The 17,512-nt window shown below is 64.7% G+C and carries 17 protein-coding genes; 11 read left to right on the top strand and 6 right to left on the bottom strand.

Going from position 1 to position 17,512, the window contains the following annotated elements; translation table 11 throughout:
* Position 1 precedes the first annotated feature (1 nt).
* From cyoB to ACEPA4_RS18770, 4 genes are read left to right on the top strand one after another with little or no spacing between them, the layout of a single operon-like run.
* Entirely contained in the window at positions 2 to 1,978 is a 1,977-nt protein-coding gene (gene cyoB, locus ACEPA4_RS18785) for a cytochrome o ubiquinol oxidase subunit I (RefSeq protein WP_138953524.1), read from the top strand.
* Positions 1,975 to 2,610 carry a cytochrome o ubiquinol oxidase subunit III gene (gene cyoC, locus ACEPA4_RS18780; protein ID WP_005420033.1) on the top strand — a complete coding sequence of 212 codons (636 nt, stop codon included), beginning with the start codon at positions 1,975 to 1,977 and terminating at the stop codon, positions 2,608 to 2,610. The genes cyoB and cyoC overlap by 4 nt, the downstream gene beginning before the upstream one ends.
* A gap of 1 nt (position 2,611) precedes the next feature.
* On the top strand, positions 2,612 to 2,944 hold the full coding sequence (cyoD, locus tag ACEPA4_RS18775) for a cytochrome o ubiquinol oxidase subunit IV (protein ID WP_005411473.1): 333 nt from the start codon (positions 2,612 to 2,614) through the stop codon (positions 2,942 to 2,944).
* 11 nt (positions 2,945 to 2,955) lie between these two features.
* Positions 2,956 to 3,636: an SCO family protein gene (locus ACEPA4_RS18770; RefSeq protein WP_262090159.1), complete on the top strand. Its 681-nt coding sequence runs from the start codon at positions 2,956 to 2,958 to the stop codon at positions 3,634 to 3,636.
* Between the two features lie 151 nt (positions 3,637 to 3,787).
* Here the strand turns inward: ACEPA4_RS18770 and ACEPA4_RS18765 are convergent, their stop codons facing one another.
* From ACEPA4_RS18765 to ACEPA4_RS18755, 3 genes are all read right to left on the bottom strand, one after another.
* Positions 3,788 to 4,219, bottom strand: a complete 432-nt coding sequence (locus ACEPA4_RS18765) for a hypothetical protein (protein ID WP_262090157.1) — start codon at positions 4,217 to 4,219, stop codon at positions 3,788 to 3,790.
* Between the two features lie 194 nt (positions 4,220 to 4,413).
* Positions 4,414 to 4,992 carry a DNA breaking-rejoining protein gene (locus ACEPA4_RS18760; protein ID WP_206620751.1) on the bottom strand — a complete coding sequence of 193 codons (579 nt, stop codon included), beginning with the start codon at positions 4,990 to 4,992 and terminating at the stop codon, positions 4,414 to 4,416.
* The gene (locus ACEPA4_RS18755) at positions 4,992 to 6,758 is read right to left on the bottom strand and encodes a S8 family serine peptidase (RefSeq protein WP_262090156.1); all 1,767 of its coding nucleotides are present in this window, start codon (positions 6,756 to 6,758) and stop codon (positions 4,992 to 4,994) included. Before ACEPA4_RS18755 ends, ACEPA4_RS18760 begins: the two co-directional genes overlap by 1 nt.
* A 251-nt stretch (positions 6,759 to 7,009) precedes the next feature.
* Here ACEPA4_RS18755 and ACEPA4_RS18750 point away from each other — a divergent pair, with 251 nt between their 5' ends.
* The 3 genes from ACEPA4_RS18750 to ACEPA4_RS18740 all read left to right on the top strand — a co-directional run bounded on the left by ACEPA4_RS18750 (position 7,010) and on the right by ACEPA4_RS18740 (position 9,272).
* Positions 7,010 to 7,420: a hypothetical protein gene (locus ACEPA4_RS18750; RefSeq protein WP_138953527.1), complete on the top strand. Its 411-nt coding sequence runs from the start codon at positions 7,010 to 7,012 to the stop codon at positions 7,418 to 7,420.
* Between the two features lie 108 nt (positions 7,421 to 7,528).
* Positions 7,529 to 7,969, top strand: a complete 441-nt coding sequence (locus ACEPA4_RS18745; protein WP_041863928.1) for a DUF2231 domain-containing protein — start codon at positions 7,529 to 7,531, stop codon at positions 7,967 to 7,969.
* Positions 7,962 to 9,272 carry a sorbosone dehydrogenase family protein gene (locus ACEPA4_RS18740; RefSeq protein ID WP_262090155.1) on the top strand — a complete coding sequence of 437 codons (1,311 nt, stop codon included), beginning with the start codon at positions 7,962 to 7,964 and terminating at the stop codon, positions 9,270 to 9,272. The genes ACEPA4_RS18745 and ACEPA4_RS18740 overlap by 8 nt, the downstream gene beginning before the upstream one ends.
* Before the next feature lie 87 nt (positions 9,273 to 9,359).
* Here the strand turns inward: ACEPA4_RS18740 and ACEPA4_RS18735 are convergent, their stop codons facing one another.
* Positions 9,360 to 10,022 (bottom strand): exopolysaccharide biosynthesis protein, encoded by a 663-nt coding sequence (locus ACEPA4_RS18735; RefSeq protein ID WP_262090153.1) that lies wholly within the window; start codon positions 10,020 to 10,022, stop codon positions 9,360 to 9,362.
* 149 nt (positions 10,023 to 10,171) lie between these two features.
* Between ACEPA4_RS18735 and yidA the strand changes: the two genes are divergently transcribed.
* Positions 10,172 to 11,005, top strand: coding sequence for a sugar-phosphatase (gene yidA, locus ACEPA4_RS18730; protein WP_262090151.1), 834 nt, complete (start codon positions 10,172 to 10,174; stop codon positions 11,003 to 11,005).
* 15 nt (positions 11,006 to 11,020) lie between these two features.
* Here the strand turns inward: yidA and ACEPA4_RS18725 are convergent, their stop codons facing one another.
* On the bottom strand, positions 11,021 to 11,554 hold the full coding sequence (locus ACEPA4_RS18725) for a hypothetical protein (protein ID WP_262090150.1): 534 nt from the start codon (positions 11,552 to 11,554) through the stop codon (positions 11,021 to 11,023).
* A gap of 300 nt (positions 11,555 to 11,854) precedes the next feature.
* Between ACEPA4_RS18725 and ACEPA4_RS18720 the strand changes: the two genes are divergently transcribed.
* Both ACEPA4_RS18720 and ACEPA4_RS18715 read left to right on the top strand, forming a co-directional pair.
* Positions 11,855 to 14,173: a TonB-dependent receptor gene (locus ACEPA4_RS18720; RefSeq protein ID WP_262090149.1), complete on the top strand. Its 2,319-nt coding sequence runs from the start codon at positions 11,855 to 11,857 to the stop codon at positions 14,171 to 14,173.
* A 118-nt stretch (positions 14,174 to 14,291) separates the two neighbouring features.
* The gene (locus ACEPA4_RS18715) at positions 14,292 to 14,678 is read left to right on the top strand and encodes a hypothetical protein (RefSeq protein ID WP_095378955.1); all 387 of its coding nucleotides are present in this window, start codon (positions 14,292 to 14,294) and stop codon (positions 14,676 to 14,678) included.
* Between the two features lie 124 nt (positions 14,679 to 14,802).
* Here the strand turns inward: ACEPA4_RS18715 and ACEPA4_RS18710 are convergent, their stop codons facing one another.
* Positions 14,803 to 16,302 carry a YifB family Mg chelatase-like AAA ATPase gene (locus ACEPA4_RS18710; protein ID WP_374082913.1) on the bottom strand — a complete coding sequence of 500 codons (1,500 nt, stop codon included), beginning with the start codon at positions 16,300 to 16,302 and terminating at the stop codon, positions 14,803 to 14,805.
* A gap of 756 nt (positions 16,303 to 17,058) precedes the next feature.
* On the opposite strand from ACEPA4_RS18710, the gene ACEPA4_RS18705 reads away from it, so the two are divergent.
* Positions 17,059 to 17,457 (top strand): Imm10 family immunity protein, encoded by a 399-nt coding sequence (locus tag ACEPA4_RS18705; protein WP_262090120.1) that lies wholly within the window; start codon positions 17,059 to 17,061, stop codon positions 17,455 to 17,457.
* Positions 17,458 to 17,512 lie beyond the last annotated feature (55 nt).

Genomic DNA, 17,512 nt, shown 5'->3' with positions numbered 1-17,512 from the left:
CATGTTGGGTAAATTGACGTGGGAGGCCGTGCCGCTGCACGAGCCGATCGTCGTGGTCACATTGGTGGCCATGGTGCTGGGTGGCCTCGCGCTGCTTGGCGCGGTGACGTACTTCAAGCTGTGGGGCCCGTTGTGGCGTGACTGGTTCACCACCGTGGACCACAAGAAGATCGGCATCATGTACGTGGTGGTGGCGCTGGTCATGCTGGTGCGTGGCTTCGCCGATGCGCTGATGATGCGCGCGCAGCTGGCGGCGGCCGGGCCGGGCAGTGATGGCTTCCTGCCACCGGAGCACTACGACCAGATCTTCACCGCGCACGGCGTGATCATGATCTTCTTCGTGGCCACCCCGTTCGTGGTCGGCCTGATGAACATCATCGTGCCGCTGCAGATCGGCGCTCGCGACATGGCGTTCCCGTTCCTCAACGCCTTCAGCTTCTGGATCTTCGTGGTCGGCGCAGCGCTGATGATGATCTCGCTGGGCGTTGGCGAATTCGCCATGACCGGCTGGGTGGCTTATCCGCCGCTGTCGGGCATCGAGTTCAGTCCAGGCGTGGGCGTGGACTACTACATCTGGGCATTGCAGGCTTCGGGCATCGGCACCTTGCTGACCGGCGTCAACCTGTTCATCACCATCCTGCGCATGCGTGCGCCGGGCATGACTCTGATGAAGATGCCGGTGTTCACCTGGACCGTGCTGGTCACCAGCGTGATCATCATCGCCGCCTTCCCGATCCTGACCGTGGCGCTGGGCGCGCTCACCCTGGACCGCTACCTGGACTTCAACTTCTACACCAACACGTTGGGTGGCAACCCGATGATGTACGTGAACCTGGTGTGGGCCTGGGGCCATCCGGAGGTGTACATCCTGGTGCTGCCGGCGTTCGGCATCTTCTCTGAAGTCACCGCCACGTTCGCGCGCAAGAAGCTGTTCGGCTACAAGTCGATGGTCGGTGCAACGCTGGCGATCGGCATCCTGTCGTTCATCGTCTGGTTGCACCACTTCTTCACCATGGGTTCCGGTGCCAGCGTCAACGCCTTCTTCGGCATCATGACGATGATCATCGCCATTCCCACCGGCGTGAAGATCTTCACCTGGCTGTTCACCATGTACGGTGGCCGCGTTGAGTTCAGTGTGCCGATGCTGTGGACCATCGCCTTCCTGGTCACCTTCACCATCGGTGGCATGACCGGCGTGCTGCTGGCCATTCCGGGCGCGGACTTCCTGCTGCACAACAGCCTGTTCCTGGTCGCGCACTTCCACAACACCATCATCGGCGGTGCGCTGTTCGGCTACCTGGCCGGCTTCGCCTACTGGTTCCCGAAGGTGTTCGGCTTCACCCTCAACGAGCGCCTGGGCAAATGGTCGTTCGCCTGCTGGGTGATCGGCTTCTACCTGGCCTTCATGCCGCTGTACATGCTGGGCTTCATGGGCATGACCCGCCGCATGAACCAGTACGACAACCCGGCGTGGACGCCGTACCTGATCGCCGCCTTCATCGGCGCGCTGTTCGTGTTCGCGGGCATCATCCTGATGCTGGTGCAGATCTACGTGAGCGTGCGCGACCGCAAGCGCAACCTGGACCTGACCGGCGACCCGTGGAACGCACGCACGCTGGAATGGGCCACGCCGTCGCCGCCGCCGTTCTACAACTTCGCCGTGGTGCCCAAGGCCGACGAACTGGACGCCTTCCATGAAGCGAAGAAGCGCGGCCTGCCGCCGCCGCCGAAGAAGTACGCGCCGATCCACATGCCGAAGAACACCGGCGTGCCGCTGATCCTCAACATCTGGATCCTGGTGCTGTGCTTCGCCCTGGTCTGGCACATCTGGTGGATGGCCGCGGCCAGCTTCATCGCGATGATCGTCACCCTGATCGTGCGGTCCTACGACGAGGACGTGGACTACTACGTCAGTTCCGAAGAGGTGGCGCGCACTGAAGCGGCCAACCTTGCCAAGCTGAAGGAGGTACGCGCATGAACCTGTTGACCCGCCCCGAGCTGGCCAGCGACACGCAGGCGCACGAGGACCACCACGAACACGACCACAGCCACGAGCAGGGCGGCATGAAGGTGTTCGGCATGTGGGTCTACCTCATGTCCGACCTGGTGCTGTTCGGTTCGCTGTTCGCCTCGTATGCGGTGCTCAGCACCGCCTATGCCGGCGGCCCCACCGGCAAGGAGCTGTTCTCGTTGCCGTTCGTGATGGCCGAGACCTTCCTGCTGCTTGTGTCCAGCATCACCTACGGCCAGGCCGTGCTGGCGATGCATCGCCACGATGCGTCGGCGGTGCTGCGCTGGCTGGGCGTGACCTTCGTGCTCGGTGCCTCGTTCATCGGCATGGAAATCTACGAGTTCTCGCACCTGATCCACGAAGGCGCAGGCCCGAGCACCAGTGCCTACCTGTCGGCGTTCTTTGCGCTGGTCGCCACCCACGGCCTGCACGTCGCCAGCGGCCTGATCTGGATGGCGGTGGTCATGCACCAGGTCTACCGCCGTGGCCTGACCCCGACCAACATCACCCGCGTTTCGTGCCTGAGCCTGTTCTGGCACTTCCTGGACCTGGTGTGGATCTGCGTCTTCACCTTCGTCTACCTGATCGGAGCCTTCTGACATGGCCCACGTCGAAACCTCGCGCGCCGGCAATGCGCACGGCTCCACCAAGTCCTACCTGATCGGTTTCGTGCTGTGCGCGCTGCTGACCGTGGTGCCGTTCGCGCTGGTGATGAACCCGGTGCTGTCGCGGCCGCTCACGCTGTTCCTGCTGGTCGGCTTCGCGGTGGCACAGATCCTGGTGCAGCTGGTCTATTTCCTGCACATGGACCGCAAGTCCGAAGGCGGCTGGAACCTGGCCAGCTTCGTGTTCACCCTGGTGATCCTGTTCATCATCGTCGCGCTGTCGGTGTGGATCATCTGGAGCATGCACTACCACATGATGATCAACTGAGCCTGCGAACCGTGAAAGGCATTGCGTTCCCCCATCGTGGCCTGCGGCTGGCCGCAGGCCTGCTGCTCTGCCTGCTGGCCGGCTGCAGTGCGCAGTCGCGCATGGACTTCTATTCCAAGGACATTGCCTGCGAAGAACTTGGCCAGCAGTGGTCGATGCCCGACAGCCACGGCACCGTGCGTGGCCCGAAGGACCTGCAGGGCCAGGTGACCTATCTGTTCTTCGGCTTCACCAGCTGCCCGGACGTGTGCCCGACCACCATGGTCGAGCTGAGCCAGGTCAAGCACCTGATGGGCAGGGATGCCGACCAGCTGCAGGTGGTGTTCGTCAGCGTCGACCCGGCGCGGGATACGCCGGAGGTTGCGCGCACCTATGTGGAAGCCTTCGATCCCAAGGCAATCGCGCTGGTCGGCAACGAAGCACAGCTGGCGGCGATGGCCAGCGACTTCAAGGCGTTCTACGAAAAGGAGCCCGGCCAGGTACCGGATACCTACACCATGAGCCACATCGCCGGTGGCTACGTGTTCGACCGCCAGGGCCGCCTGCGCTTGTTCGCACCCTACGGCATGCCGGTGGACAAGCTGTTCTCGGACGTGCAGCGCCTGCTGCTGGAACCGGCCCATCCAGCGGCAGGTAACGACGCACTGGCCAGCTGCAGCCGCAAGCACAGCGACGCGTTCGCCGCCCGCTGACGCCGGCGGGTGCCGACCACTGCTCCTGGTGGGTTGGCACGTCTGGATCTGCTCTTGGTAGGTGCCAACCTTGGTTGGCACAGCTGTAGAGCCGAGCCCATGCTCGGCTCACCGCGACCCGCCCCGACTGAGTATCGGCTGACCCACAGCGTCAAGAGCCGATGTATCGATAGTGGAGACGGTCGGAGTCATCCACGAACTCGACATGAAGGATTGCTTCGTCAGGAATTCCGTCAGCGAGCAGTACGCAATCGACAATAACGGTCCCGGCGTTGGTGTAGTAAGCATCTACAAGTGGGCGTGCGTTGCCGGGAAAGGATGTCATTTTCCGCTGAGGAGTTGTGATGCTCACCTCATCGTCAAAGTAGTCGCTGATTGCTTCGAAGATCTCCTCGATGACATCTTCTTGAACAAGGAACCGTTCTGACAGCGCCTTGCGGTTTCGTGTGGATATCGCCGCAACGAATCCTTCCAGTGCACCGTACTGATGGCCAGTGATAACGGCATCCAATGTGCAGCCCTCTTCCGCGTATCCGGCTTGATTGAGAGGCATCAGGATTGGGCAGGGTGCATTTCGTGCCATGTAGCGATTGCGACATTCACTGCGGGACGCAGCCGAGCATAGGCTCGGCTCTACACGATCATCGCCCGTCCGCGGCGAGGGGCCATGCAGGTTTCGACATTGGGAGTGGTTAACGACCGTTGGTCGGCACATCTCCCACACCAATCCCCCGGCCGGCCAGGAGAGCCAACCGGCCAGGGGCACCACTCAACGCCTTACTTGGTCTCTTCCCATTGCACCACGTCCGGCTCGGTCGCGCGGATACCGGCGGTGGACAGCAGCCTGGTGGTCGCATCCAGCGCCGCGTTCACCGACGGGTACTCCACGATGGCCTGGCCTGAAGCCTTGGAGACCTTCACCACGGTACCGCCAGTGGCGGCGGCTGCGCGCTGGGCCGAGGCTGCATCGGTGAAGAACACCTTGACCCGCGACGTCGCCACCACCGGCGCGCCGTCACGGGAGACCGCCGCCGCGAACTTGCCGGCACCGGCATCAGCAGGTGCCGCCGCTGCGCCATCCAGCGAACGCTTGGTACGCGAGCTGGTGGTCGCCGCCGCCTGCGGGGTGATCGTGAACTGGCCGCCGCTGGCCTGCTTCACCGTGGCCGAGGGGGACAGCTGGAAGCGCGTCCCGCCTACATCGAACGAGCGGCCGGTAGCGGACGCCTTCAGTTCCTGCGCATCCACGGTCGACAGGGTCCTGGCCGGAGGAGTCTGCCCCGAGCTCTGTGCCCAGGCAGGGGAGATCATCGCCGCGAGGGCGAGCGTGCTCAACAGAATGGTGGTCTTCATCATCAGTGCCCCAGAACGCGGATCTTGAAGAATTCGAGGTTGCCGCGCGAAGCTGCGGTCGCGGCCTGCCCCATGTCGGTCACTTCCAGCGTCCAGGTGCCGCTGGCATTCTCATCCAGGAAGGCATTGCTGGACAGCAGGTCCCAGCTGGTGAAGTTGCTCTGCGCGCCACCCGTGCCCGAACCGATCGCGGTGAACGCCGGTTGCACCACGCTGCGGGTGCCGCTGGGCGACACCAGCACGAACTGCAGCTGGCGCGTGTTGCGGTGGTTGACCCGGAAGCCCAGCTGCACGCTTTCGATGTTGCGCGCGCCGTTGGCCAACTGGAAGGTCAGGCGTGCCGCGGCGGCCGAAGTGTTGCCGATGGCCACGGTACGCGTCGTGGTGCGCCAGCCGCTGTCGACCAGTGCACCGAGCGACTGGAAGTTCTCGGCCACCTGCACTGCACGTGCAGCGTTGACCACGCCGAAGCCATACCAGTTGCTGTAGGCACGGCCGGCGGCATTCACCGTCCAGCCCGGCACCAGCGTGCGCCCGTCGGCCAGCGTCACCGCCGGCTGGTTCGGGTGGTTGCGGGTGGCGGTGGTGGCCAGGATGTACTTCACATCGCGATAGGACAGGTTCGGATTGGCTTCCAGCACCAGTGCCGCCACGCCCGATACCATCGGCGCCGACGCCGAAGTGCCGTTCATCTTGGCGGTGTAGTTGCAGGTGCTGTCGATGGCCGACAGGTTGCTGTCCAGTGTGTTCTGGCGGTTGGTGTTCTTGTTGCTGCCCTGGGTGCATCCGGTCACGTCGGTGGTGACGATCGCCGGGTCGTACGCGCGTGCCACCAGGCCGGGCGCGTACTGCGCCTGCAGGCCGTACTCACCGCCAAAGGCCGACACCCACAGGGCCGAGCCGGTGGAGGAGTACGATGAGCGCACGCCATCGGCGCGCACCGCGCCCACGGTGATCACGTTGAACAGGTTGTTGCGCGGATCGCGGCCGGCCGGCACGCAGCCGGTGTTGCGGTTCTTGGTGTCGGTGGTGCAGACATCCTGGGTCTGGCTGATCGAGGCATTGTTGAAGTTGTTGCCGGCCGACTTCACGTAGATGCCGCCGCGGCCACCGCGCGTGCCCGACAGTGCCTGCTCGTACGAACGAATCGTGTTTTCGCTGTACGCCAGCGGCAGGTTCGGATTGCCCGGGCCGGCGCCCCAGCTGTTGTTGAACACCTGCACGTCGGCCGATTCCGCGCCGTCCCACCAGGTGTACTCGATGTTGCTCTGCTGGTTGCCCAGGGCCGAGCGCGAAATCGGGTTGAAGCCCTTCAACGTCGCCGCCGGGGCCACACCGCGCACGCCCAGGTTGTTGGCGCCCACCGCGCCGGCGATGCCACCGACCATGGTGCCGTGGTTGTCGACATCCGGGTTGGTCGGGGTGGGGTTGTTCGAGCCATTGGTGAAGTTCTTGCCGGCCACCGCGGCCACGTTGGCCGCCAGGTCCGGATGCGCGATCTGCAGGCCATCATCGACGATGGCGATGGTGACGCCCTGGCCGCGGATGCCGTTGCGGAACAGGCCATCCACGTTCAGATCGTTGCCGGCCACCGGCAGCGTGTCAGCCGGGACCGTCTGCCCGGTGTTGAGCAGGTGCCACTGTATTGCCGCCAGTGGATCGGCCTGTTGGGCCTGGGCAGTGACGGCCAGGCTGCCCAGTACCAAGGCAGTGGCGAGGGCCAGGCGCGCGGAGCGCGGTGGCGCGGTGCGTTGCGTGTGTCGCTTCATACACGAATCCTTCTGTTGTGAATCGGCATGGCAGGACGGCGGGGCGGAACTGCCCCATCGCAACGAGCCAAACGCGACACAACGAAGAACCCCCTACCTCTTCACACCCGCAATGTGCGAATGTGCCAATTGCGTCACAATCGCTTAGTACGTCAAGTTATGACAGGTCACGCGAATACCTTCACGCCATCTTCGCGCGCTTGCTTCGAGGTACGGGAAACGTGGGTAATCACATACAAGTGAAGTCACACATGAAGAACGCACGCCAGCGTGCCCGTGCGCGCGCGGACCAGACTCCGCTCTCGGTTGCCGCCATCCGCAAGGTGGTGCTGTCCGTGCATACGCGCAGCCACGACTATGGCGACGATGCCGATATTGCCGAGTTGTTGCCCGAGCTGGCAGCCTTCGGCATCACCACGGTGAAACCGCTGCGCCTGCTGATGAAGAAACACCGTCGCGCACTGCTGCAGGAGGAACGGATCGTCATGCGACGCGCAGAGACGCTGCATCTGCGCACCGAGTGGCGGCCCGGTGGCATAGACGTGCATGCCAACACCAGCCGCTACGCCATCGGCGGCCTGGTCCGCACCAGCATGGAACACGAATTCGGCTTCGAGACGATGCTGCCCTTCCACGAGGTGCGCGAGGACGAGCCCGCGTAGTGAGGTGCCTGCCCGGCCGGTGCGGCAGTCCTGCCGGGGCATCATCGCGCCCCCTCACACGCGGCTGTGCTACTACAGCCCGTGCACCCTTCCGCACGGAGCACGATGATGGTCAATCCGCTCGCCCAGGCCCATCGCGGCCTCGGCACCACACTGTTCAGCCTGTTGAACCCGATACCTTTCGGCTTCTTCGTCGGCGCACTGATCTTCGACGCGATCTATCTCAACAGCGCCGAGGTGATGTGGGGCAAGGCCGCTGCCTGGCTGATCACCTTCGGCCTGCTGATCGCCATCGTGCCGCGCCTGATCAACCTCTTCGCGGTCTGGCGCCGCAACGGTACCGCCACCCGCATCGACCGCATCGACTTCTTCCTCAACCTGGTCGCGGTGGTGCTGGCCATCTGGAACGCCTTCGTGCACAGCCGCGATGCGTACGCCGTTGCGGTGCCGGGCACGATCCTGTCGGCGTTGACCGTGGCCCTGATCGCCCTGGGCCTGATCCTGCTGTCACTGCAGCCGCCGGTGCTGCAGGGAGGTCGTCATGGCTAAGCACATCCTGCCCACCGTGGGCGCCCTGGCGCTGGCCGTGATGCTGTCGGCCTGCGCCGGCAAGGCTGAATACCATCCCGCCGACCAGTCGGGCCCGCGGCCGCCGCTGCCCAAGCCGGCCAACTTCCTGATGCCGCCGATGCAGGTGCCCAAGGGCGTCGGCTGGGCTGATGGGCAGACCCCCACGGTGGCCGAGGGCCTGAAGATCGAGCGCATCGCCGCCAACCTGCAGCATCCGCGGCGCCTGCTGACCCTGCCCAATGGCGATGTACTGGTGGTGGAAGGCAACGGCCCCGGCGAAGAACCGGTCACCACGCCCAAGCAGTGGATTGCCGGCAAGGTCAAAGCGCGCTCGGGCAAGGCCGGCAAGGGCGGGAACCGGGTCACCCTGCTGCGCCGCACGCCGGGAACGAACACGTGGACCCAGCATGTCTACATCGAGGGCCTGCATTCGCCGTTCGGCATCCAGCTGATCGGCGACACGCTGTACGTGGCCAACACCGGCAACATCATGCAGTACCACTACGTGCCCGGCGAAACCCGCATGTCGGACAAGGGCCGCGAGTTCACCGACCTGCCCAGCACCATCAACCACCACTGGACCAAGGAACTGCTGGCCAGCCGTGATGGCCGCAAGCTGTATGTGGGCGTGGGCTCCAACAGCAACATCACCGAGAACGGCCTGGCCGTCGAATACCGCCGCGCGGTGGTGCTGGAAGTGGACGTGGCCACCCGCGGCAGCCGCATCTACGCCTCGGGCATCCGCAATCCGACCGGGCTGGACTGGGAGCCGAGTACCGGGAAGCTGTGGGCGGTAGCAAACGAACGCGATGAGATCGGTGCCGACCTGGTGCCTGACTACCTCACCTCGGTGAAGGAAGATGGCTTCTACGGCTGGCCCTACAGCTACTACGGGCAGCACGTGGACGAACGCGTGCAGCCGCAGCGGCCGGACCTGGTGGCCAAGGCAATCGTGCCGGACTACGCCATCGGCTCGCACGTGGCACCGCTGGGCCTGTTGTTCTACACCGGCCAGGCACTGCCGGCGCAGTATCACGGCGGTGCCTTCATCGGCGAGCACGGCAGCTGGGACCGCTCGCCGCTGAGCGGCTACGAAGTGGTGTATGTACCGTTCAAGGACGGCAAGCCGACCGGGCGCCCGCAGACCGTGGTGAGCGGCTTCGCCTCAAAGGACGAGAAGACCCTGATGGGCGCACCGGTGGGCATGGCCATGGACGCCGAGGGCGCGCTGCTGGTGGCCGACGACGTGGGCGACGTGGTGTGGCGGGTGTCGGCCAAGTAGTTCTGTAGAGCCGAGCCATGCTCGGCCTACGCGCGCAGCGCGGGGTTTCGCGTACAGGTCGAAGAGCAGTCGAGCATGGGCTCGGCTCTACAGTTCCGCAGTACCGCTGCGGAACCCGCTGAACACCGACTCGGCAGCAAGCCCCACGCCGCCCAGCAGCACGCCGAAATACACCACTGTGGCCACCACGAAGCCATAACCGGCCGCCACCGCCGCGCCATCGCGCTGGATGAAACCGATGGCGAAGGACATCAGCGCCAGCGCCGGCAGCGTGTTGCTGAAGGGTATCGGCCCGGCCGGCGCCATCAACAGCAGGGTCGCGAACACCAGCATCAGGTTGTTCAGGCGCATCATCTTCTTCGAGCGCACCATCACCGCCAGCCGCATCGGCCGCGACAGCCGCTCCATGCGGTGCACCCATTTCAGCGCACGGCCGAGGTTGGTCTTCAGCTTGTCGGTGGCGATCTCGCGGCGGGCCAGCTTCTGTGGCACCCGTAGCGGGCGGTTGCGCACCCGGCTCAGGCCGATCAGCAGGATCGAGGCGCCAAACACCGTACTCAGCCCGGGAATCGACACCGGAATGATGAAGATGGCCGAGAGCAGGATCACCATCAGCAGCAGGCCCTCATCGCCCAGCGCGCTGAGCAGGGTGCCGACGCTCACCTGGTCGCCGGGCAGCTCGTCGATCATCTGCTCGATCTGCTGGGCCAGGGGCGCGCTGTCATTGGTTTCGGGGGCACGGTAGGTCATGCGTCGCAAGGTTCTCCAGGGAAGGGCGGTCAACGGGCCGTCCTGCGGTGGGGGACGCACAGGCTCCCGCAGTATCCCGGCCAACGTGGGCAAAGAGGTGAACCGGGCATGAGGGGTTAAACTGGCGTGCCCCGCACGAGTTGAATGCAATGGACATGGGCCGCAGGCAATCGACCATCGAACTGGTCGCCATCGACATGGATGGCACGCTGCTGGACCCGTCGCACCAGCTCACCTCCCGCGCCAGGAAGGCCATCGCGCAGGCGCGGGCGCTGGGCGTGCACATCGTGCTGACCAGTGGCCGCCCGGTTCCGGGCCTGGCGCCGTACCTGCACGAGCTGGGCATCACCGGCAACGACGACTACTGCATCGCCTGCAATGGCGGCCTGGCGCAGCGCATCGGTACGCGCGAAACCGTGGTCGAGTATCCGCTCAGCTTCGACGACTTCCTGTTCTGCGAGCACGTCGCCCGCGACCTGGGCGTGCACTTTCAGGCGCTGGACAGCCAGCGCATGTACACGCCCAACCAGGACATCAGCTACTACACCGTAGCCGACTCGCATCTTTCGCGGATGCCGCTGTCGTATCGTCGCGTGGAGGACATGGACCCATCGATGTCCTTCATCAAGCTGATGATGATCGACGCGCCGGACGTGCTGGATGCCGCCATTGCGCGCCTGCCCAGCGAGCTGACCGAGCGCTTCGCGGTACTGAAGAGTGCACCGTTCTTCCTGGAAGTGTTCGACCACCGCGCCGGCAAGGGACCGAGCCTGCAGAAGCTGGCCGAGCACCTGGGCATCGACCGCGCCAATGTGATGGCCATCGGTGACCAGGAGAACGACTTGACCATGCTGCAGTACGCTGGCACCAGCGTGGCGATGGGCAATGCCATCGACGCGGTGAAGGCGGTGGCGCGGTTTGAGACCAGCAGCAATGCTGATGACGGCGTGGCGCGCGCCATTGAGACCTACGTATTGCGTTGAGGCGCCAAGCGGCGCTCAGCGCCTCAGGCCCAGCACGCAGTGCGGAGCATCGCGCTGGCTGCGGACGATGATCTCCTGCGCTCCTACGGTGAGCGAATGGTGCTGCTCGTGGTTCCGCGCGATCAATGGCGCACCATGGCTGGGTGGATAGATGAATGGCTGCAGGGTGTAACGCATAGCCAACCGCTCCAGTGGGAAGCATGGCGTATCCACGAACGTGACGAACAGAAGGCGGATTTCATCGTCCTTGCCGCGTATAACGCGATACTCCACGTTATCGATGGCAAAGCCATCGGCGGTCAGCATCGGCTGTGACCGGTAGATGCGCGGTCCTGCATCCTTCTCAAATGAAAACGGCGCGATGATGCCCAGCTCATGCAACTGGGCCGGGCTGATCGGCGACGGCGTGGTGACGAGCGCGTCGATCAGGGCATCCAGACGCTGTGGGGAACGCACTTCAACTCTGTCGTGCGATAGCGCAGTTTCCATGCACGAAAGCAACATCATGCCAACGGTGGCTGTTACTTTCCAGGTGGTCCAGCGGATCATCAAGGCTCCTGCCAATCTGGAATCGGGTATCTGAAGATACCGGACAGGACGATACCTGCGTATAGCTGCGCTGTACCACCGTGCAATAGCGAATGCGGCAGTGCGATGCAAGAATTCCGCACGTCGAAATCACGCCATCGAATCCCACAGCAGATGATCGTCTTCGTCTGCTGACCGGCGCGCACCGCGCCGTCGCTCCCTCAACGCAATCGCATCGCCAGCCAGGGCGCCGACACCGGTGCTGCAACGTGCTGGGCGTGCGCCTGCGCCGCTCTCTCCCTGCACCCTGGATCTGCTGCTATGAACGCCCTACCCACGACGCGCCTCGCCCTGGCCATCATCGCGGCCATCACCGCACCTGCGTACGCCGCAGAAACGCACGACGCCGCGCTCGACACGCCCACCACGCTCAACGCCCTGCAGGTCATCGCCACACCGCGCGGTGCGGCCGTGGCACCGACCCAGGTGGTTGGTCCCAACCGCTACATCATCAAGGCCGAAGACCTCGACGCGATGGTCACCGGCAACAACGGCCTGGCCATGCTGAAGCAGGTACCGGGCGCCAGCTACACCGCCACCGATGGACTGGGCCTGGATATCTCGGCCACCAGCCTGTTCGTGCGCGGCTTCCGCATGAATGAAATGGGCATCACCTTCGAAGGCGTGCCGCTGAACGACAATGGCTTCCTCTCGCTTACCGGCACCAGCGTGGTGAACGTGGGCGTGCCCGATGGCATCGGTGCGATCACGGTCAGCCCCGGTGGCGCACCGGTCAGCGTGTTCTCCAGCAGCGTCAACGGCGGCAGCCTGGAGTACCGCCTGCGCGAGCTGCAGGACACGCCCAGCCTGCGCGTGAAGCAGGGCGTGGGCAGCAACAGCACGTTGGTCACCACCGTATCCGGGCAGACCGGCCAGCTCGGCGAGCACGGCCCGAAAGTGCTGGTCGACCTGCAGCGTGTATCGGCCGATAAGTATCAGGGCGAGGGCACGCAGAACTTCCTGCGCGGCGACCTGAAGCTGCAGCAGGACGTCGCCTGGGGCGATGTCACCGTGTTCCTGTCCGACAGCAAGGCCAAAGTCTGGGGCTACAACAACATCTCCTTCGACATGATCCGCAAACTGGGCTGGAAGGCCGACATCTTCTATCCCGATTATGCGTGGGCGTGGTACGTGGCCTCGCCGGAGAATGCAGACAAATCCTGCGGCGCCTACACCTGCGGCGAGCTGTCCGAACTGATTCCGTACGACACCGGCCAGATCACCCGCGACCGCGTGTCATCGATCAACCATCGCTTCCAGATCACCCCGGCACTGAGTGGCAACGTGCAGCTGTACAACGCCAACAGCCACACCCAGGCCACGCTGACCGACCCGACCGTGCCATCGCCCAACGGTGCGCCGTTCTCCGAACAGGTGCAGACGCCACGCCTCAACCGGCTGGGCGGCATGGTCAACCTGCAGTTCGAGACCGGCGCGCACACTTTCACGGCCGGCTTCTGGCAGGAGAAGAGCAAGGCCGCCGCCAAGACCGAGTGGTACCAGCAGCCACTGCTGGGCGAGGGCCCGCCGCTGAAGGCCACCGGTCCGTTCGATGTGTACGGTCCCGCGTTCAAGACCGACAACGCATCGAGCTGGGTGACCCGCTCGCGCCAGTTCTACCTGCACGACGACATCGTGTTGAACGACACGCTGAAGCTGGGCGTTGGTTTCAAGGCCGTGGACTTCCGCACCAGCGGCGGCGGCCTCGGCGATGCCAAGGACTGGCCGGTGAACGGCACGCTGCGCGCGAAGAGCAACTTCCTGCCGCATGTCTCGCTGTTCTGGAGCCCGACCGAATCCACCGATGCTTTCATCGACCTGGCCAATACCATGAACGGCTATCGCGTCGCCCAGCGCGGCAACATCGGTTACACCGCCTCGGCGTGGACCATCACCGACCAGGAAGAGTTCGACCGCGTGGCGGGTACCCTGCGTCCGGAAAAGAACTGGAACCTTACCGTGGGCGCATCGCACCGCTTCGACCGGCTGACGATCACCGGCGATGTGTTCTACAACGACATCCGCAACCGCCTGCTGTCGGCTGCCATCGGCACCCAGTTCGCACAGATCAACACCGTGCGGTTGATGCCGAAGATGCACGTGATCGGTGCCGACCTCGGCATCACCGCCGACCTGACCGACCACCTGCAGTTCTACCAGGGCGTGGCCGTGGCCCGTTCGTACTATGACAGCGATTTCGTGGTGGGTGACACGGTGTACCCGATCAAGGGCAACGCCCAGCCGGGCTACCCGCAGATCTCGCTGGTCAGCGACCTGTCCGCCCACTTCGGTGACTGGCGCTTTGGTGCCACCAGCACCTCGTACCTGCGCCAGCCCTTCACCTACGAGAACGACATCCGCGTGCCGACCTTCTGGCAGGTCAACACCTACGCCGCTTACCGCTTCGGTGCGGACAGCGCCGTGCCCGGCCTGGAGCTGCGGCTGGACGTGAGCAACCTGTTCAACCGCCACAACATCGGCACCGCCACCATCGCCGGCTCGTCGTTCTCGGGGGATTACCAGACCCTGCAGCGCAGCGCGCCACGGCAGCTGATGTTCAGTACCTCGATGGCCTTTTAAGTAGATCCACGCCATGCGTGGATGCACTTGGCGGTCCCCAGGCAGGTGCTCAGATCCGCCCAAACCCCGCCTTGCGCAAACAACAGGGGTTTTCTGGCGGCGACGCAAGGTTCCCACAATGTTGCTGGGTCATGCTGTCGGCATGGCTCAGTACAACCCGCGAACCCCGCTGTTCGGCATCCGAGGCCCAGGACGGCCCCGGCAGGCGCCGTCCGTGGCGCCTGTGATCGACCTGCAGGCCGAGTACCACTTCTGGCACGTCTACGAACGCGTGGTCCGCCCGCTACCCGGCGGTGGGCTGCCGCAGGCCTGGCTGGTGTGCCAGAAGGTATATCGCGACCGCTGGCAGCACCCGGAGGACAGCGACGCGGCGGGGCTGTCGCGGGTGCTGTTCGGCGACAACATGACGGCTGGCCGGGCGTCGGAGCTGGCGGAGCTGCACGCGCTGGTCAGCCGTCGGGTGGCGTTGCTGGCGAAGCGGGGACGGTTGCATTCGGCAGCCTGATGCCTGCCCTTGGTAGGGTCGACTGTTAGTCGACCGCTCTTCGCATCTACCTCTCAGAAGGCCGCGCTTCGCGCGAGAGTCGACCAACGGTCGACTCTCCCAAAAGCCAACCCGACCGGCATTTCTAAGGCTTTCCCCGATCCAACTGCCGATACCCGATCGCCTCAGCCAGATGCGCGGTCTGGATGTCCTCGCAACCCGCCAGATCCGCAATCGTGCGCGCCACCCGCAGAATCCGGTGCATCGCACGTGCTGAAAGCTGCAGACGCTCGATGGCCTGTTCCAGCATGTCCTGATCGGCCTCGCTCAGCTTCGTGCACGCCCGCAGCGCCGCCGGCGGCAGATGCGCATTGAGCCCTCCACGCGCCTGTTGTCGGGCATGTGCGGCTTCCACCCGTGCACGCACCGATGCACTGGGCTCACCCAGCGGCGTGCTCTCCCGCAGCTCCACCGCATCCATGCGCGTTACGCCGATATGCAGGTCGATGCGGTCCAGCAGCGGACCGGACACTCGCGCACGATAGCGGTTGATGCGCTCGTCGCTGCACTGGCAGCGGTTGCTGCGGTCACCGGCCCAGCCGCACGGGCAGGGATTCATCGCCGCCACCAGCTGGAAGCGAGCGGGATACTGCACGCTGCGCGCCGCGCGGGCGATGCGGATGTGGCCGGACTCCAGTGGCTCGCGCAGGGTTTCCAGCGCGCTGCGGTTCCACTCTGGAAGCTCGTCGAGGAAAAGGACGCCATGATGAGCCAGCGAGATTTCGCCGGGGCAGGGTGGGTTGCCGCCCCCCACCAGCGCCGCTGCACTGGCACTGTGATGCGGCGCCCGAAAGGGCCGCTGCCGCCATCGTCTTGGGTCAAGCCCTTCGCCACTCACCGACGCAATCGCGGCAAGCTGCAGCGCCTCAGTCTCTTCGGTGTCCGGCAGCAGGCTGGGCAGGCGCGAAGCCAACAGCGTCTTGCCGCAGCCAGGGCTGCCGATCAACAACAGATGGTGCCCACCAGCGGCCGCCACTTCCAACGCGCGCCGTGCATGCGCCTGCCCGCGCACGTCGGCCAGATCGGGCAGGGGCAACGGCGTCGTGTCCACGCGCTCCACGGGTGGCAGCAGGCGCGGATTGCTCAGCCCGGCACAGCACTCCAGCAACGTACGCGCTACCCGCACATCGGCATGCTCGGCCAAAGCAGCCTCAGCGGCATTCCCTGGCGGCACCACCAGGATACGCCCGGCGTCAGCTGCCGCGATCGCGGCCGGCAGTGCACCGGCCACCGGCCGCAGCTCACCGGTCAGGCCCAGCTCGCCCAGGAACTCGTACTGCAGCAGCGACTGCGGATCGACCTGGCCACTGGCCGCCAGAATGCCCAGCGCGATGGCCAGGTCGTAGCGCCCGCCTTCCTTGGGCAAGTCGGCGGGCGCGAGGTTCAAGGTGATGCGCCGCTGCGGAAAGTCGAAGCGTGCACAGAGCAGGGCGGCACGCACGCGCTCGCGCGATTCGCGCACGCTGGTCTCGGCCAGGCCGACAATCTGGGTGGCGGGCAGGCCGCCAGAGAGGTGCACTTCCACCCGCACCAGCGGGGCATCGACCCCGGCGCGGGCACGGCTGTGGACCAGCGCCAGGCTCATGTGTGGATTCCTGCAGAAAGACGCCTGATGGTGCGGCAGGTAATCTGCGTGGGACTATCGGGGTTTGCCGGCAATGCGTCTCGGGGTATTTCTGCCTGCAAAGGGTGCAGCATTCGGATCAAGGGCAGATGTTCTGTGCAGCGCGGCTCTGCGATGGCGGTTTCGGAGGCCTTGCGTCAGAAAAGGCGTACAACAGGGCAGTACAAGGAAAGGAGCGAGCTGAAATGCAGTGCATTCGAGTACTGATGGCCCTCTCGCTCGCCATGGGCCTGCCGGGGTGCCGGGATGAGGTGGAGAGTTCAACGTATCCCATCGGCCAGACGGGAGAGACGTGCACAGCCTACAAGGGCCTCGACCGCCAGCCTCCTGAAGTAGTTGTGGCCGAGCTTGCCAAGCGAGGGTTGGATAGCCGCCGATTGGTGCATAGGACAGTCTGCGGCCCGATCACAAGTTGGGACATTCTCCCCGCAGGGGCGTCGATCGATCGGATACCTCCGCCAGACGCATATGTAAGCGTCCACCTGCTGGAAGACGGCTCGGTTTCCGTCAGTACAGACCGCCCCTGACGTTGGCGCCGCCCTTGATGATCGAGCGGCGGGCGAACAGACAAAAGTACGGATGGGCTCGGGAGGCGGGGCGAGTGGCACCCAGGTGGGCTGGAAGGGTGACAACGATGCGACCCTGCGTGCTGAGAGCGGCACCAGGACAGCGGCGGAGTAGACATTGAGTTTTCCACATGTCAGGAGTACCCGGGAAATGTACAGATTCAAGGCCGAAGTCGTTTCCATAGAGGAAGATGACTACTGCATCGTAGTTGGCTTGGCCGACAGCTCGACGAATCCGTCTCGTTACGTGGTATTGCAGAACGCGAAGGCGTATGACGACCAGGACGAAGAGTTGGGCATGGCGCACGCCCATATCGAGGTCGGTGGAGGTCTTGAGCCTTGCTATGGCGGTCTGGTGCATATCTCTCTGCGGCGCATGGAGCTTGAGCTGTCTCTCTCCGAAAGTGCACAGAGGAAGCTTGGGATCACTGGCGGGATTGCAGTGACACTGAAAACGTTGGAAAACGGCAGCAAGCTGGAGGCCGCGTTGCGGAAAATCTGTGTTGCGGAGGGTACTCCGCTTGCTCTGAACTCGTCTGGACGGGATTGAGTTCATGCTGTGCCGCACTGCCTGCGAGCGCCGGGCTGAGCGGGGACAAGAGGCA

Origin of the sequence: Stenotrophomonas sp. P2112 (assembly GCF_041897515.1) — a bacterium.
Taxonomy (GTDB): domain Bacteria; phylum Pseudomonadota; class Gammaproteobacteria; order Xanthomonadales; family Xanthomonadaceae; genus Stenotrophomonas; species Stenotrophomonas sepilia.
Note: the sequence above shows the minus strand (reverse complement) of the source record. Positions and strands in the feature narration are given on the sequence as shown.